Consider the following 15,668-nt stretch of genomic DNA (forward strand, 5'->3'; position numbering starts at 1 on the left):
TTTCGAAAGTAGGCTCATAAATCTAAGGCAAACTCTAAGTTTAGGAATCCAGTATCCTTTCAATAAAATGATTAGAGAATGATTCTTTAAAGTTTAAAGTATTTATTCTAAACGGAGGAAAAAAGAAGAATAGAAAATTTTACCTTAAGTTTATAAAAAAGCCCTGAGCCATTCTCTGAATAGCTCAGGGCTTTTTTCATAATCTCCTAATCATATGCTTTTCAAAAGTAGCTTGATCTTATAATGGTTCTCCATAAAATTTCTAAGCTAATTGCTGCTCTGCAAATTCACGATACAACGAATGTGATTGTGTTAGTTCAAAATGAGTTCCGGAACCAGTAACTTGCCCTTTTTCGATAAATATTATTTTATCAGCATCGACAATTGTTGATAGGCGATGGGCGATGACGAATGTCGTACGTCCTTCCATTAATCGCATTAAGGCTTGTTGAACGACACTTTCTGATTGACTATCTAGGCTAGCGGTAGCTTCGTCCATCATGAGTATTTTAGGGTCTCTTAAAAAAGCTCGTGCAATGGCGATGCGTTGCCTTTGCCCGCCGGACAGCTTCACACCACGCTCACCGACCTCTGTATTCAGTCCATTCGGAAATGCTTCAATAAATTGGTCTGCGTAGGCCATCTTTGCCACATCCCATAGACGGTCGTCCGAGATATCTTCTTGATTTTTTAAACCGTACATTAAATTTTCCCGGATGGTCCCAGCCATCATGGCACTTTCTTGCGAAACGTAACCAATTTGACTACGCCATGATTCAAGCGATAATTCGTTTATAGGAGTGTCGCCAATTCGAATTTCACCTGCAGTTGGTTCATAAAACCGTTCAATTAATCCAAACATTGTTGTTTTCCCACCACCACTTGGCCCTGCAAAAGCAATCATCTCTCCAGGCTGGGCTTCAAATGATACATTCTGAATGACAGGTTCTTCTTCAGTATAGGCAAAGGATACATTTGAGACGAAAATAGGCTCGTTAGTAATGTCCTTTTTTAATCCATCTTGTCCTTCTTCTAATGGTAGTTCTAATATGTCGATGATTCGCTCTGTTGCTCCTTTTGCTTTTTGAAGCTGGGTGAAAAACATGGCAAATGATGTTATCGGAAAAATGATCTGGAAGAGGTACAGTAAAAAAGCTACGAGTGCCCCTGTCGACATCGTTCCATTTGCAACACGCATTCCTCCATAACCGATGATCATGACAACGACGACCATCACGACAAGGTACATGATCGGACCAATAAGAGCAAAAATACGTGCCTCTTTTAATCCAAACTTTAATAGGTTTCCAATCCCATTTAATCCATTTGCTTCTTCATTCTGCTCAGCAGTAGACGATTTCATTAGGCGTATTTCACTTAGGGTTTGTTGAATATGTCCTGTAAATGTGGCTGTTTCATCTTGTAACCCTCGCGAAATTTTGGCCATCTTTCTCCCAAGTGGAATCATAATGGCTAGTGTAATGGGAACCGAAATGAGCATCAATAACGTCATTTTCCAATCCATTACGAGTAAAATCACGATGGCTCCGATAATGGAAATAATCCCAGTAATAAATTGTGGAAAGTGGTTCGAAATTAAATCTCGGACAATACTTGTATCATTTACGACCCTGCTGACCGTTTCGCCACTGGATTGTTTATCAAAATAACTTACCGGCAATCGAATAAGTTTTACCCACATTTGATCACGTAGACTTGCGACAATTTTTTGTCCTACAAAACTAAGCAAGTATATTGAAAGTCCACTGATCATTGCTTGGACGATAAAGGCAGCCCCAATAGCAATCATGAGGGGGGCGCTTAATGCCACTGAAAAGCCATTGACCAGCTCTTTCGTTAGTAATGGGACAACAAGACCCGCAAGCGTTGTAAGAACACTTGCTGTTAACCCAAGAACTAGTGCAATCTTCGGGACATTTGTTGAAAAAATGAGGGAAATAAAAGGCTTTAGGCCACCTTGTTTATCCATTTGTTCAGATCCTCCGATCAAAGAATGAATAAGAGTTACCGTTCTTTCAGGCATATCTGCTAAGAATCCTTGTTCGTTTCATTGAAAATACTACTGTTTTGGGATAGGACGATAGTATTGACGTGTTTCCTCATCTCGTACAATATACCCTGATTTTTCAAGCTCGTTTCTCAAGTCCTTGATATCAGTATTTTCCTTTTTCTGCAATGCTTTTTCTCTTGCTTTCATAAGGGCATTGACAGCAGGGGGGAGGTCAGGAGTGTCTAAAACCCAGCGACGATACTGATCCTTATAGGGGTCTCCTTCTCGTGACCAAGGGTAGCCGTGTTTTTTGAAACCCTCTTCAACGAGCTTAGGTGATTCCTCATGTTTTTCTCGTAAAAGTTCATGTCCTGAAGTTCCAAGGATAACCAATTCCTTTCTGTCAATGAAGATTTGGTCAATTTCACTCCTTTTAATCCGCTTAGCATGGCCGTCCTTATCCAATTGAACCTCTTGGTCAGAGATTGTCGCTATTAGACTTTCTTTTATAGAAATATAAGCGAGCACGAGTCCTGCGATTAAGCCAATCATTGCCGTAACCCACTCCATCCAAGGACCGTTTAATAATGAATGGATCAGTTTAATAGGGCCTTCGAAAGGTACCCAGGGAAGAGTCAGGGCCCAAGCAGCTATTCGGGGAATAAAGTATCCGAATACAAGTCCAAGGACTCCAAAACCGCTGTAAATAATGATGCGTGTATTTGTATTAAATCCTACAATTGTCTTTTCTTCACCTGAAGATTGTTGGGTTGCTGTCACTTTGATTCACCTCTTAATTATGATTAATAGTAATGACACTTTTTACAGCTTCCATCCAAATGTCTTTATAATTTAATTTGAATCCCATGAGCATAAAATTGCTAATATTATCATTGACCATTACAAGCATATGAGCCTTCGTTTCTGTTTTTTCTTGTGAAACAACGCCTAGTTCCACACCTTTCTTTAATAAAGCAGTGAAACCGTTCAAAAAATCGGTTTGCATATCAAGTAGTCTTTGCTGATACTTTTCATTTCGTCCGACGGTCAAAATAAATTCATTCAGCACTCGCAAAATGAATGGATCTTCGTCACAATCCGGTAGCAAACTTAAACCATCCATAATCAGTTTTTCAGCAAAGTTCTGTTTTGTATATTCACTTAGGGAGAAGTAATTGGAAAAGTAATAGTCAGCAAAAATTTCTTCAAAAAGGAAGTCGATCAACGCTTCTTTAGAAGGAAAATGATAATAAATTGCCGGTTTTGAGATTCCGACTTCCTTTGCAATCATAGATAGACTGGTTTTTTCAATCCCATGCTCAGCAAAGAGTCTGTAAGTTGCTTCGACAATGCTTTGAGCTGTCTTATTATTCTTCATAAAAATTGCTCCTTCATTTACTTAACGATCGGTAAGTAAATTTTACAATAAATCTATAGAAGAAGGCAATTCATTATATAAAGCAGCCGTGTTCTTGATGAAGGGGAACAAGCTTTAAATTCCTCGAAAATTTATCATTGACAATCATTTACATCGCATGGTATGATTTTTTCTTTTTAATAGGCTCTTACGTAGAGATTGTTATTTGGGAGGAATAAACATTTGACCGTTCCTTTCCGCTACAGGCACTCGCTTTCCGCTGGGAGGAAGTCGAGCCTCCTCGACGTACCGTCTACGGGGTCTCGACTTTTCCACTGCATCCCGCAGGAGTCAAGTGCCTTCCGCTCCAATCCACTCTGCGTTTTCCATGTTGTTAAAAGCAACAAACTTTTAGAAAAGAGCCTTTTCTATGAATCTACTTAGTATTTATGGTTTTTCAGAGAAAATACTCTTGTATATAAAATTAATAAAGAAAGTGAGGGAAATCTCGTATGTCAACAGAACAACGAAAAAAGTTAATCATTTTGATGATCAATATGTTTATCGCTATTGGGAGCTTTGGGATTATTATTCCAATCTTACCGGCATATTTAGAATCCATTAATCAAGGGGGAACAGCTGCAGGGTTGATGATTGCCATTTTTGCAGGAGCTCAGCTTATTTTTTCTCCTATTGCTGGGAAATGGACGGATCAATATGGCCGAAGAAAAATGATTATTTATGGACTTATCGGATTGACGATCTCCATGTTTGTTTTTTATGGGTTTGATTCCATTTGGTGGCTCTATGCTTCACGTGTCATTGGTGGGATCGGTGCAGCACTTCTTATTCCTGCCATTTTTGCCTATGTAGCCGATATTACAACAATGAAGCAACGTGCAAAAGGGAATAGCTTAGTTTCAGCGTCGATGTCACTTGGAATTGTGATCGGACCAGGAATTGGTGGATTTTTAGCGGATTTTGGATTGAAAATGCCATTCCTAGTGTCAGCCATTGTATCCTTAGTAGCTGTTGTATTCTCAGTTGTCGTACTTGAAGAAAGTATGCAGTCATCAGAAGCGGTTGGTTCACCAAAAGATGAAGAATCAATGGCTAGGAAAATGGCACGGTCTGTAAGAATGCCTTATTTCATTCCACTGGTTATTACCCTAGTGATGAGTTTTGGCTTGATGGCCTACGAATCCGTTCTTGGACTCTTCGTTGATAATCAATTTGGAGCAAGTCCTCAGGAAATTGCCATGATGGTTACATCTACTGGCATTGTTAGTGTTATTGTACAATTGTTCTTTGTCGATCGCATTGTGAATCGATATGGAGAAGGAAAGGTCTTAAATATCTTTTTAGGAGTAGCAGTCATTGGTTTCCTTCTGTCGCTATTCGCTTCTAGTTATGTGTTGTTTTTCGGTGTAACTCTTTTAATATTCCTTGCCACTTCTATCCTTCGTCCGGTCTTGAATACGCTTATCTCCAAGATGGCGGGGGATGAACAGGGCTTTGCCATGGGGATGAACAATGCCTATATGAGTATCGGAAATATCTTAGGGCCAACACTTGCAGGGGTATTATATGATGTTAAAATTGTCTATCCATTCATATTAGGGCTCATTCTTTTAGGAATGACATTGGTTACCACTATTATTTGGCAGAAACGTAGTCTTATTCGAGAAGCAAGAGTAAAAGTGAAGCAAGTGTAGAAGAAAATATGGTTATCAAGAACCTGTCAGGGAGTATGCTGGCAGGTTTTTTCATATATTATAGATTAATAGGCAGTGAAATAATGGGAAAAATAAATATTTTGGATGGGGGGATCATTTTTTGATTATATGGATTAACGGAACTTTCGGCTCGGGGAAAACGACGACGGCATATGAATTACAAAGAAGGGTACGAGATTCCTTTGTCTATGATCCTGAAAGATTCGGGTATGTATTGATGACAAACGTACCGAAAGAGATTTCGAAGGGGGATTTTCAAGATTATCCGTTATGGCGGGAAACAAACTATGCTTTACTAAAGCAAATAGCTGAAGAATATAAAGGAATTATCATTGTCCCAATGACACTTACGGATGAATTATACTTTGAAGAGATAATTGGGAGATTAAGAGATCATGGTGTAGAAGTAAAGCATTTTACTCTATCAGCCTCTAAGTCTACGATTCAAAAACGATTAAGAAAAAGGTTTGAAGGGGAAAATTCATGGGCGTCCCAACAGATGAATGGGCGGCTAAGTCGTTTAGCGAAGGACACCTTTAAAGAACATATACAAACAGACATGATGTCTATTGAGGAAGTGGTGGAGACGATTGCGAAACGATCTTCTCTGTCGTTGCTTCCTGACAATCGTACAAAGCTTAGGAAAAAGCTTGATCGACTAAGTGTTACTCTGAAAGAGATCAGGTTATTAAAGTAATTTCCCTTTTATAAAAAAGATGGAAAGGTGAGGTTGGGGTAATGTCTAAAATTGAGCTTAGAAAGATCAATTCAGAAAATTGGCGTGAAGCTCTTGAGCTTTCCGTGTATGCTCATCAACAAAAATTTGTTGCAGCTGTTACACCACCTGTTGCTATTGCTCTTGCTAAAGCATACATCCGACCAGATGGTAAAATAGTCGATCCATATGGGATTAACTATCAGAACAACATGATCGGCTTTTTTAATCTGCATTATACACCTGATAGTAAAGAAGACTATTGGTTATTTCATTTTTTTATCGATAAGAAATTTCAAAGAAACGGGTTTGGTTCTGATTCGATAAAAGAGTTGATGAAGCATCTTAAACAGACTCATCCTTCTTGTAACCGCCTCCGTCTAACTGTCCATCCAGAGAACGAAGCCGGTAAGTTATTTTATCATAATCTAGGATTCATTGAGGATCATATTCTTACATATGGTGAGCCGACCTATTCGATATTGATTTAAACTATAGTTTGTTTGATAAAAAAAATTTTCTATTAAACCGATGAAGTTCAAAAAACGTAGGAAAATGATGTAGTGAAAAACTTTTGGAATAAGTCAGTTGGTTTTTCCTTTTTGCCCCCTCAAGTAAACCTTTTAACCTATTCGATGGGAGTTTTATTATTTATTTCTTTTGTTTTTCATTAACCCCTGTATATCTCACAAACAGAAGGGATTATCCCATAGAAAATGGAAGTACTTTAGAGAATGTAATTTTTTAAAAAATAAGCAGGATTATTCGACAAGGAACGTTGTTCTCAATGCTGAAGGAACAAAAAATAGGATGGAGGATTTAAAATGAAGGTTATCGGTCTTATCGGAGGAATGAGTTGGGAATCATCTGTTGAGTATTATCGTATTATTAACGAAGAAGTGAAAAGGAGGCTGGGAGGGTTACATTCTGCAAGAATCCTATTATATAGTGTAGACTTTGAAGAAATTGAGCGTTTACAGTCAAAAGGGGACTGGAAAAAGGCGGGGGAAACATTGGGAGACGTTGCCTTTTCTTTAGAAAAAGGGGGGGCAGATTTTATTGTCATTTGTACAAATACTATGCACAAGGTTATAGATGACATACATGAAAAAATAAGTATTCCTATTTTACATATTGCAGATGCAACAGCAAACCAGATTAAAGAGCAGGGGGTTCATACCGTCGGATTACTTGGTACAAGGTACACAATGGAGCAAGACTTTTATAAGTCACGGTTAGAAGCGAAGGGTATTAACGTTCTGGTCCCAAATCAAAATGAAAGAGAGATTGTAAACAAAGTGATTTATGATGAGTTATGTTTAGGGAAGGTTCAACAAACATCAAGGGATTATTATAAAAAGGTGATTCAAGGTTTAATCAAAACTGGCGCTGAAGGAATTATATTAGGCTGTACGGAAATTGGTTTATTGATCAAACCGGAGGATTCTATAGTTCCTCTGTTTGACACAACGTACATCCACGCTCTTGAAGCAGTAAATAGGTCCTTAAAGAAATAATCGTATAGCGATATTACCGGAATTCTCATCCAAGTGAATCAAGCGGATCCTAGTGCACGTCTATTTATGCATTGATTGATTTATTGAACATACTGTAGTAGAAGGAATTCAGGAGCTTTCATGATGCATCATAATGTAGAATTCATTGATAGAGCTGCAATTCATGGAGCAGGATTAGGAGTTATTTTCATGTCCTTTTTTGGTCTATTATGGTCGGTCACAGGTATCATGGGATTGCAGGGATTGGGGTCCACTATAACCCTTTGGATCACTGGTCTGATTATATGGACAACGACTAAACGATTACTGATGCCCCTGCTCATAAAATGATGTAGTTCATGTATGTTTTCTTTTTCGAAAAGAAGCGATGGACGATCCAAATTGGGACTAAAACCATATCAATAAATAGAAAGTTTGTTGGCCAACTTCTATATATTGATATGGTTCCTGACATCTTGTTTTGTGACAGCCTCTTTTTAAATTGGATAATATAAGATCATACTTAGTCGTGTTAATGTTTCTCCTGAATTATGATAGGTATGGGGTCTGTCAGCCTTGAATCTGATAGAATCACCACTTCTTACTGTGTTTTCAATGTTATTTACACGTATTGTTAGTTCTCCTTCGAAAACAGTAATTAACTCTTCTGTTCCCTCTCTGTGTGCCTCAGCACTTAGGAAACCACCTTTTTCTATTTCAACTGTATACACTTCAAAGCGCTTATCCTCTTCGAACGGGAAATAAGGAAAGACTCGATATTTCCCATTGTCTTCAGATAATGTTTGAATTTCACTTTTTAAAATAACCTTCGTATCTGGCTGGGGATTATTGATCAGTGAAGTAAAAGAAATTTTCAATCCATTTACTATTTTCCAAATCGTTGTAATCGTGGGGATCGAATCTCCCCTTTCAATTTGGCCTATCATCGTTTTGCTTACACCCGTTAATTCTGCAACCTTTTCAAGACTTAATTTTTTATTGGATCTCAAAGCTTTTAAATTTTTAGCAATGATTAAATGAATTTCCTCCACACAAACACTCCTGTTCATATATACAATATAATGTACATATCGTATAATAAAACGTACAACGTTATATTGACCATTTAGGTCATTATAACATAGTTCTGGGAGGGGGGTTCCATTATGACATTATTATCATTGCTTCTATACGCATTTGTTACTAGTTTTACCCCGGGGCCAAATAACATCATGGCTATGTTATTTGCGAATAAATATGGGTTTAAAAGTACTTTTAGATTTTGTTTAGGAGTAGGCGCAGGTTTTTTTGTGGTCATATTGTTGAGTTGTTACTTCAACATCATGCTTAAAAATTTCATTCCAAAAATCGAATTTCTAATGACCATTATAGGTTCAGCTTATATGCTGTATCTGGCTATTAAAATTATCGCAAGTAAGAATAATGATCAAGATGCAGATGGGGACAAAAATAACAGTTTTTTCGCAGGCATGCTTTTACAATTCGTGAACCCAAAAGGGATTTTATATGGAATAACCGTAATTTCAACCTTCATCATTCCGAATCACACTTCAAATTCGAGCTTATTATTTTATTCAGTTTTTCTTGCCTTTATTGGGTTTATGGGAACCTTCAGCTGGAGTGTGTTTGGTTCGATATTTAGAATGTTCTTAACGAAGTATAGAAGTCCGTTTAATGTCATTATGGCTTTGTTATTAATGTATAGTGCGGTTTCAATATTTATGGAATAAGAAATAAATTAACAGCATCCGATATATGTTTTCCCTCTTCAATCGCGAAAACTGCGTAGATCAGGCTGTAGGGACAAAGGAAGTGGTGAAAACGATGGCCAAACAAGCCTTTATATCCTAACTTCCTGACTATCGTACAAACTTATGAACAGATTGATCGACATCATGTTTAATTGAAGGAAATTATTAAAATAGTGACCAAAATAACCATACATTTTCAAAATTGCAGAAAAAAAGAGCCAGTGACTCCGTTGGCCCTTTAACTGGCTATTGATTGATAGTCCTTTAAATTTCTGGTTTAGATTATCAGTTTAAATCCACTAATCAAAATCATTAATGCCATAATCGTCCTTAATGGTTTTGCAGGTAATTTTGATGATAGGGTGCTTCCTATAATCACACCTGGTATAGAGCCCAGCAAAAGGTTCGTCATTAATAAGTAATCGACATTGCCGATTCCGGCATGCATTACTCCAGCAGCCGTGACCAATAAAAAAGCATGAGCAATATCCGTTCCTACTAACTCTGAGGGACGCATTTTATAAAGGAACAGCATAGCTAAAGCAAATAATGAACCTGATCCAATCGAAGTTATTCCGACGATAAAGCCTAATATTGCTCCGATAACGATCGTTATGGTTCGTTTTTCCTGATGGGACTTTATTTGAAGATGCTTCCATTCATATTTATCCTTTAGGAATGTTTTAATGAGTGTAATCAATGCCACTAAAACTAAAACATATCCCAAGGCATGTTTAATAACTTGCTCTTGATTATGAAAGAAAGAGTCAAATAAATGGAGGAGCCCGACTGCACAGATGGCACTTGGAATACTTCCGATTGCAAGGTATTTTACTACCTCGAGATTTATCGTCTTTTGTCTCCAATGCTGGACTGAACCGAAAAATTTCGTGATTGAATTATAAACAAGATCTGTTCCTACTGCGATAGATGGACTGATTCCTAATAAAATTAAAACAGGTGTTAACAAGGCGGCACCACCAACACCAGTTAATCCAACTAATAAGCCAACAAAAAAACCCATTAAAATCATACCTATACTCATAAATTAAGCGCTCCAGTCTACCCTTAAATCCATTTAAGGCTCTTTTTGTAAGGCTGTTTTCGCATAGAGTGTTGTTTTCGAACAAGAATAGGAACCCGTAATGATGAAGGTTTTGGGATATCTTTTCGTCAAGCAATAAATGTGGCACTAATTTTGAATGATTTAAGATGTTTATAATGGACCAAAAGCAACAAAACTTGCGACAAAAAAACCTATACCCTCAATTTATGAAATGGGTATACGCCTTGTTACTCTCTGTTAATAAGGATTTAGCTGTAAAACTCCATGTAAGATTAGTGGAAAAAATAAATAATTTGTTAAGAACACTAGGAGCCAATTTAAATTTAGGTTCTTTTCATAAAGATATTGTTTTTATGAGTTGAGAGACTTTAAATTTTCAAGTCTGGCCTTTCCAAGTACTCAAGTAGGGAACAGAAGGGTTGTTTTTTGGCAGTAGAGAAGATATTTACAAATATAAAAACCAACTATGTTTGGCTGGAGCTCTAAAATGCTGATGAAAGGCAAAACCTATTGGAAAGCAGAAATAATGTCCTTCATCAAGCCGATGAAGGACGAAACAAGGTAGGGAAGTGGAAAAAAGTAAGAAAACGGTCAAAACTTCATAAGAAAACTTTCTCCCACTTCAAAGCCTACTTATATGATCACACAGTTGCAGGCATACGAACCTACAGGGTCTGTTATGGAATAGGTGGTAACACATGCATTCTTGCAGTCTTTTCACATCGGAATTGGGTAGCGAACGCTTAAGTAACAGACTCTACCTGCACAAGCAGGCTTAGCCGTGGGAAGGACAATTTGACGTGCATCTATATCATTATTTTTTGCCTGCGAGATTCGTATCCATAGTTGCTTTGCTTTTTTTTGTACTTTCGAGTAAGGGGGTTTTCTTAACCGCTTCTATTAAGCGATCAATATCTTTAATAATTGGAACAAGGGTTATAATAAATCCCCCTTTTTCAAAATCCCTTCTAAAAAAATGGTAGCGTTTTACGCCTATTGCTTTTGTTGCTTCAAATAGTGCCGCTTGTCTTTGACCGAAATTATCTAAGGTTATTCGGAGATGTTCCTCATTAGGCTTAATGATAACAGCAATTCCTTCTTTCTCAAACAAATCGGATGCATGATCAAAACCTAAAAGATTCGAAATGAAAATTCCCTCTACAAAAAGCTCTGAGTCCTTTATTGTAACAGTTCCCCGTTCTACCTCAGCAATATCCCCAATTGTTTTTCCCTTAGAAAATCTTTTTAAAATATAAAAAACGATAAATCCAACTAAAATACCAGCTAAAATATTAATCCAGTTATACTTAGTATTTACAAGTTGTATGGTTAGAGAGGTTGTAAAGGAAACAATTAAGGCAAAATAATTCCGTGCCTCAAATGTTTTTGAGATACCATCAATATAAGCAGCTCCTCGGTAAGCATACTCTGTATCCTCTAAGTCCTTTAAGCTTTCCCTTTCTGCTTTTCTTACATCTCTAAATTGTTGTATAGCGAGAGCTAAGAATGTTACGGCAACAAAGTTTTTCGTCATTAAAGCTGGGATGGCCACTGCACCAAGAGAAGCAGCTATAAATCCAGTAACGAGTTGGATTAAATAACCATTTGGGAAGCTTGGATATTGTCTGAAATCCTCTTTAACGGTGAAAATCCTTGCCATTGTACCAACAAGTACAGCTGTTACGATCATAATGATATGTTCAGTAGAAATCCATTCCTTATTCATTGTTTCACTCCAACACATTTCTATAGATTACTTAAATGACAAAGTTTAATTTTCATCTTCCTTATTCAGATTTACTTTTTTGCACCCGATGTATAAACATGAAAATATTTCCAAGTCAGGCTTTGCTTTAGCTAATCCTTTTATATAAGGAGTAACCAAATCTTTAAAATCCTCACCTACTCCTTCTTCTTCCAATATTCCGTAAACATATAACTTTTTTTCATCAAATAAGAATGCTACATTCCCGACAGCTTTATTATGGGAATTTACGACATTTAACACTTGGAATTGAGGGCTTACGACCTCAGGTGAAAAATAGATTTGCAAACCAATCTCCTCCTTTACGTAAACTGCATTTTTTCAAACAGCGTGTCCCTTTCCTCTGATGGTTCTTTTTTACTTACTTGAATGAGCATGAGGCATAATAACCCAACAAACAGAGTTAAACCTGCATTTGTCAAGAACATACCCGTTCGTGACCACTCCATTAATGCACTAAAAATAGGAGGACCGATCGCAACGCCCAAAAATCGAACAGATCCATATAATGACGTAACAAATCCTCTTCGCTCTGATGGAACTGAACCCGTAATAAAGCTATTAATGCAGGGGAGCACAAGTCCTGTCCCAATACTGCTAATGGCAAGAACAGCAAAAAAAGGAACTAGATTTTTGAATAGAATCAGTAACGAAAAAGAGGTAGTCATTAATAGCAAGCCAAATATAATTAACCTTTTCATTAACTTCATGTTTTTCCCAATTTTGCTTCCGGTTATATAAGATGTAATCGTCATAAAAAGAAGAGGAATGGCTAAAATACTTCCTTTCCCAATTCCATCTATTTGATAATCTTTTTCTAGAATGTCAGATATATAAAATAAAATTCCAAATAAAGTAAATAAACAAGTAGCGCCTGTTAAATAGGCAGCAAATAACCACCGTCCCTCTGTTTTAAAAACGGAGATAAGACCTTTCACATATTTACCTACAGGTTGAGGTTCTTTATTAACCTTTTTTTCTTTAATAAAAAAAATGGTTAATAGAATGGAAATAAAGCAAAAAACCGGAAAGGCAAAAAATGCTGCGTACCAGAAGAGAAGGGCTACTAGAGAACCAATAATAGGGCTAATAACCTTTCCAAAGCCATTGGATGCTTCTACCAATCCCAAGACCCTGCTTTGTTCTCCCCCTTTAAACAAATCCCCTGTTAATGCCATTGCAATTGGTGCTGTTCCTGCGCCGCCAATTCCCTGCATAATCCTTCCTGCTAGAATCCATGTATATGAGTTGGTAAACCATGCTGCTGCGGCTCCCGCCAAAATGCCCCCAGCCCCATACAAAATAAGAGAGGGTACAATTATGGCTTTTCGTGAAAACCGATCAGATAAATATCCCAATACCGGAATTGAAATAGCAGCTGCAATTGAAAACACGGAAATAATTAGGCTTATTTGAAATTGAGATACATCAAGTTCAGTTTTCATTTTCGGAAGAATAGGAATTAACATCGAATTTCCTAAGACAAGAATAAGGGGAATGGACCCGATTGCTAAAATTGTCATCCCATTCCGTTTTTTCTTTGGCAAGAATGTACCCCCCTAACTGTTAAAATATAAATCTTTTCCTATTATTTGAAGTTGGGGCATCGTTTATACAAGGGCAATTGCCTATTTTTTGATGGGTAAAAGCCCATTATCTACACATTCACCCATTTTTTGAATAGTCTATCCTAGAAAAATAGAGGAGGCACTTTCCCTATGGAATATTTAGAAATACCGAAAAGGACATCAGGCAATAGAACGTATGGACTGACTTCAATTATTGATTTAGGAACCCCAATAGGGGACTTGAAAAATATATTAACTGATTATCATCACCTTATAGATATCGCCAAAATTGGAATAGGCTCTGCTTATGTAACGCCAAATCTAAAGAAAAAGGTTGATCTTTATAAAGGATTTGATATTAAGCCTTATTGTGGTGGAACCTTATTTGAAAAATGTTATTACCAAAACAAAATTCCTGAATATCTATCCAGTTTATGCGATTTAGGTATTGAATGGATTGAAGTTTCAAATGGAACGTTAAATATTCCACTGCAGGAACGCCTTAAAATCATTTCCCAAATTAAAAAAGATTTTCACGTTATGGCAGAGGTAGGTTCCAAAGATTCCAATCAGGAAATGCCTATTTCAAAATGGAAAGGAGAAATAAAGCTTTTCCTAGATGCAGGTTGTGAATATGTGATTACCGAAGGAAGAGATTCAGGTACATCTGGTATATATGAAAAAAATGGTGATGTGAAGTGTGATCTGATTAGTCAGTTAGTTGAAGGAATCGATAGCAAAAAAATCATCTTTGAAGCACCTACTCCAAAACACCAAATGTATTTTATTAAAGAAATTGGAGCAAATGTCAATTTAGGTAATGTGAAGCTGACCGATGTATTAATTTTAGAGGCTCAGCGTTGTGGACTAAGGAGTGAAACCTTTTATTTGGAGGATCATGAATGCAAATTACCTTTATAAGGCATCTCCCGACACAATGGAATGAGAAAACATGGCTTCAAGGAAGAAGAGATATTGGGCTTTCTCCTATCACTGAAATTTTTCAAGAAGGGATTAACCATAATCAGCAACTTCTAAAAATGCTGATTCCCTTTGATTTGGTTTTGGCTAGTACCTTGAAAAGAACCCATCAAACCGCACACCTTTATGGTTATCAGGCTGAAACAGAAGCATTATTAGACGAATTGGACTTTGGTCCCTTTGAAGGGCGTACGAAGGAAAAACTCCATGAAGAATATGGAGAAAAATGGATTGAGAACCCGAAAGAATTGGTTCTGGGGGAAAGCATCATGAACTTAGAAGAACGGATTAAATTATTTTTAGATAAATATAAGGAAGCAAACAATGTTTTAGTGTTTGGTCATGGCTCGTGGATCAGAGCCATCGTTTCATATATTCAATACGGACATATAAACAAAATGAATCAAATTACAGTAGCAAATAATGAGTGCATTACATTGCCTTTCGAATTTTAGGGACAGAGAGGGAAGAAATGGAGGGCTGGATGAATGAATGATGTATTAACTTACGAAAATTGGAATGAAAAAGAGACAGCCGCCATTATGGATACTCAATCGGATTATATAGATATTTTAAAATGGGCGTTTCGTGAATATGGAGATGAAATCGTGTATGCTTGCAGCTTCGGAGCCGAAGGGATTGTATTAATAGATTTAATTGCCAAGGTTAACAGAAAAGCAAAAATTATTTTCATCGATACAGGGCTTCATTTTCCAGAGACATATGAATTGATTGAAAAAGTAAAGGACCGTTATCCTTCGTTACAATTCACAAAAGTGAATCCGATTTCTTTGAAAGAACAATCTAAGTGGCATGGAGAAGAACTGTGGAACGATAATCCAAATCTTTGCTGTTACATGAGGAAGGTTGTTCCCCTTAAAGAGGGATTAAAGGGTGTAAAAGCCTGGATATCAGGGTTAAGACGAGAGCAATCACCAACAAGAAGCAATATCCACTATATCAACAAGGATGATAAATTTCAGAAGATAAAAATATGTCCACTTATTCATTGGACCTGGGAAGATATTATGACCTATATCGATCTAAACAAACTTCCCTATAATCCATTGCATGACAAAGGCTATCCCAGTATCGGCTGTGCCCCATGTACACAGCCAGTCGCAGAAAATAGTGATCCTCGAGCAGGCAGATGGGCAGGTATTTCAAAATCAGAATGCGGGCTGCATCAAAGCTAGAAATG

Annotated in this window: 17 protein-coding genes; 9 read left to right on the forward strand and 8 right to left on the reverse strand. The window is 37.1% G+C overall.

Annotation, left to right across the window (positions count from 1 at the left end; all coding sequences use genetic code 11):
- Positions 1-262: 262 nt before the first annotated feature.
- The 3 genes from JOC86_RS10270 to JOC86_RS10280 all read right to left on the reverse strand — a co-directional run bounded on the left by JOC86_RS10270 (position 263) and on the right by JOC86_RS10280 (position 3,389).
- Positions 263-1,990, reverse strand: coding sequence for an ABC transporter ATP-binding protein (locus JOC86_RS10270; RefSeq protein ID WP_205173488.1), 1,728 nt, complete (start codon positions 1,988-1,990; stop codon positions 263-265).
- 90 nt (positions 1,991-2,080) lie between these two features.
- Entirely contained in the window at positions 2,081-2,791 is a 711-nt protein-coding gene (locus tag JOC86_RS10275; RefSeq protein WP_205171808.1) for a YqeB family protein, read from the reverse strand.
- A 13-nt stretch (positions 2,792-2,804) separates the two neighbouring features.
- A complete protein-coding gene (locus JOC86_RS10280; protein ID WP_205171811.1) occupies positions 2,805-3,389 on the reverse strand; it encodes a TetR/AcrR family transcriptional regulator in 585 nt (194 codons plus the stop codon).
- Between the two features lie 491 nt (positions 3,390-3,880).
- On the opposite strand from JOC86_RS10280, the gene JOC86_RS10285 reads away from it, so the two are divergent.
- The 5 genes from JOC86_RS10285 to JOC86_RS10305 all read left to right on the forward strand — a co-directional run bounded on the left by JOC86_RS10285 (position 3,881) and on the right by JOC86_RS10305 (position 7,666).
- Complete coding sequence (locus tag JOC86_RS10285; protein ID WP_205171814.1) at positions 3,881-5,083, forward strand: MFS transporter; 1,203 nt, start codon at positions 3,881-3,883, stop codon at positions 5,081-5,083.
- A gap of 121 nt (positions 5,084-5,204) precedes the next feature.
- Entirely contained in the window at positions 5,205-5,801 is a 597-nt protein-coding gene (locus JOC86_RS10290; protein WP_205171817.1) for a P-loop nucleotide/nucleoside kinase family protein, read from the forward strand.
- Positions 5,802-5,842: 41 nt separating this feature from the next.
- Positions 5,843-6,310 (forward strand): GNAT family N-acetyltransferase, encoded by a 468-nt coding sequence (locus tag JOC86_RS10295; protein WP_205171820.1) that lies wholly within the window; start codon positions 5,843-5,845, stop codon positions 6,308-6,310.
- Positions 6,311-6,643: 333 nt separating this feature from the next.
- Positions 6,644-7,336: an aspartate/glutamate racemase family protein gene (locus tag JOC86_RS10300; protein ID WP_205171823.1), complete on the forward strand. Its 693-nt coding sequence runs from the start codon at positions 6,644-6,646 to the stop codon at positions 7,334-7,336.
- Between the two features lie 123 nt (positions 7,337-7,459).
- Positions 7,460-7,666, forward strand: coding sequence for a hypothetical protein (locus JOC86_RS10305; RefSeq protein ID WP_205171827.1), 207 nt, complete (start codon positions 7,460-7,462; stop codon positions 7,664-7,666).
- Positions 7,667-7,812: 146 nt separating this feature from the next.
- Here JOC86_RS10305 and JOC86_RS10310 read toward each other — a convergent pair whose 3' ends face one another.
- On the reverse strand, positions 7,813-8,367 hold the full coding sequence (locus JOC86_RS10310) for a helix-turn-helix domain-containing protein (protein ID WP_205171830.1): 555 nt from the start codon (positions 8,365-8,367) through the stop codon (positions 7,813-7,815).
- Positions 8,368-8,481: 114 nt separating this feature from the next.
- Between JOC86_RS10310 and JOC86_RS10315 the strand changes: the two genes are divergently transcribed.
- Positions 8,482-9,066, forward strand: coding sequence for a LysE family transporter (locus tag JOC86_RS10315; protein ID WP_205171845.1), 585 nt, complete (start codon positions 8,482-8,484; stop codon positions 9,064-9,066).
- A gap of 298 nt (positions 9,067-9,364) precedes the next feature.
- Here JOC86_RS10315 and JOC86_RS10320 read toward each other — a convergent pair whose 3' ends face one another.
- The 4 genes from JOC86_RS10320 to JOC86_RS10335 form a co-directional block, all read right to left on the reverse strand.
- Entirely contained in the window at positions 9,365-10,132 is a 768-nt protein-coding gene (locus JOC86_RS10320) for a sulfite exporter TauE/SafE family protein (RefSeq protein WP_205171848.1), read from the reverse strand.
- Positions 10,133-10,967: 835 nt separating this feature from the next.
- Positions 10,968-11,879, reverse strand: coding sequence for a YIEGIA domain-containing protein (locus JOC86_RS10325; RefSeq protein ID WP_205171851.1), 912 nt, complete (start codon positions 11,877-11,879; stop codon positions 10,968-10,970).
- Positions 11,880-11,924: 45 nt separating this feature from the next.
- A complete protein-coding gene (locus JOC86_RS10330) occupies positions 11,925-12,206 on the reverse strand; it encodes a hypothetical protein (RefSeq protein ID WP_205171854.1) in 282 nt (93 codons plus the stop codon).
- A 14-nt stretch (positions 12,207-12,220) separates the two neighbouring features.
- A complete protein-coding gene (locus tag JOC86_RS10335; RefSeq protein ID WP_239587578.1) occupies positions 12,221-13,441 on the reverse strand; it encodes an MFS transporter in 1,221 nt (406 codons plus the stop codon).
- Between the two features lie 195 nt (positions 13,442-13,636).
- Between JOC86_RS10335 and JOC86_RS10340 the strand changes: the two genes are divergently transcribed.
- The 3 genes from JOC86_RS10340 to JOC86_RS10350 are packed head-to-tail and all read left to right on the forward strand — an operon-like array spanning position 13,637 to position 15,663.
- Entirely contained in the window at positions 13,637-14,407 is a 771-nt protein-coding gene (locus tag JOC86_RS10340; RefSeq protein ID WP_205171860.1) for a phosphosulfolactate synthase, read from the forward strand.
- Entirely contained in the window at positions 14,389-14,922 is a 534-nt protein-coding gene (locus JOC86_RS10345) for a histidine phosphatase family protein (RefSeq protein WP_205171863.1), read from the forward strand. The genes JOC86_RS10340 and JOC86_RS10345 overlap by 19 nt, the downstream gene beginning before the upstream one ends.
- 33 nt (positions 14,923-14,955) lie before the next feature.
- Positions 14,956-15,663: a phosphoadenylyl-sulfate reductase gene (locus JOC86_RS10350; RefSeq protein ID WP_205171866.1), complete on the forward strand. Its 708-nt coding sequence runs from the start codon at positions 14,956-14,958 to the stop codon at positions 15,661-15,663.
- Positions 15,664-15,668 lie beyond the last annotated feature (5 nt).

The sequence above is a fragment of the Rossellomorea pakistanensis genome (assembly GCF_016908495.1).
GTDB classification, from domain to species: domain Bacteria; phylum Bacillota; class Bacilli; order Bacillales; family Bacillaceae_B; genus Rossellomorea; species Rossellomorea pakistanensis.

Bases quoted from the DNA above. Each gene is read 5' to 3' on its own strand.
- JOC86_RS10270 (WP_205173488.1), bottom strand. From the start codon at position 1,990: ATGGATAAACAAGGTGGCCTAAAGCCTTTTATTTCCCTCATTTTTTCA.
- JOC86_RS10280 (WP_205171811.1), bottom strand. From the start codon at position 3,389: ATGAAGAATAATAAGACAGCTCAAAGCATTGTCGAAGCAACTTACAGA.
- JOC86_RS10285 (WP_205171814.1), top strand. From the start codon at position 3,881: ATGTCAACAGAACAACGAAAAAAGTTAATCATTTTGATGATCAATATG.
- JOC86_RS10295 (WP_205171820.1), top strand. From the start codon at position 5,843: ATGTCTAAAATTGAGCTTAGAAAGATCAATTCAGAAAATTGGCGTGAA.
- JOC86_RS10300 (WP_205171823.1), top strand. From the start codon at position 6,644: ATGAAGGTTATCGGTCTTATCGGAGGAATGAGTTGGGAATCATCTGTT.
- JOC86_RS10305 (WP_205171827.1), top strand. From the start codon at position 7,460: ATGCATCATAATGTAGAATTCATTGATAGAGCTGCAATTCATGGAGCA.
- JOC86_RS10315 (WP_205171845.1), top strand. From the start codon at position 8,482: ATGACATTATTATCATTGCTTCTATACGCATTTGTTACTAGTTTTACC.
- JOC86_RS10320 (WP_205171848.1), bottom strand. From the start codon at position 10,132: ATGAGTATAGGTATGATTTTAATGGGTTTTTTTGTTGGCTTATTAGTT.
- JOC86_RS10325 (WP_205171851.1), bottom strand. From the start codon at position 11,879: ATGAATAAGGAATGGATTTCTACTGAACATATCATTATGATCGTAACA.
- JOC86_RS10335 (WP_239587578.1), bottom strand. From the start codon at position 13,441: ATGACAATTTTAGCAATCGGGTCCATTCCCCTTATTCTTGTCTTAGGA.
- JOC86_RS10340 (WP_205171860.1), top strand. From the start codon at position 13,637: ATGGAATATTTAGAAATACCGAAAAGGACATCAGGCAATAGAACGTAT.
- JOC86_RS10345 (WP_205171863.1), top strand. From the start codon at position 14,389: ATGCAAATTACCTTTATAAGGCATCTCCCGACACAATGGAATGAGAAA.
- JOC86_RS10350 (WP_205171866.1), top strand. From the start codon at position 14,956: ATGAATGATGTATTAACTTACGAAAATTGGAATGAAAAAGAGACAGCC.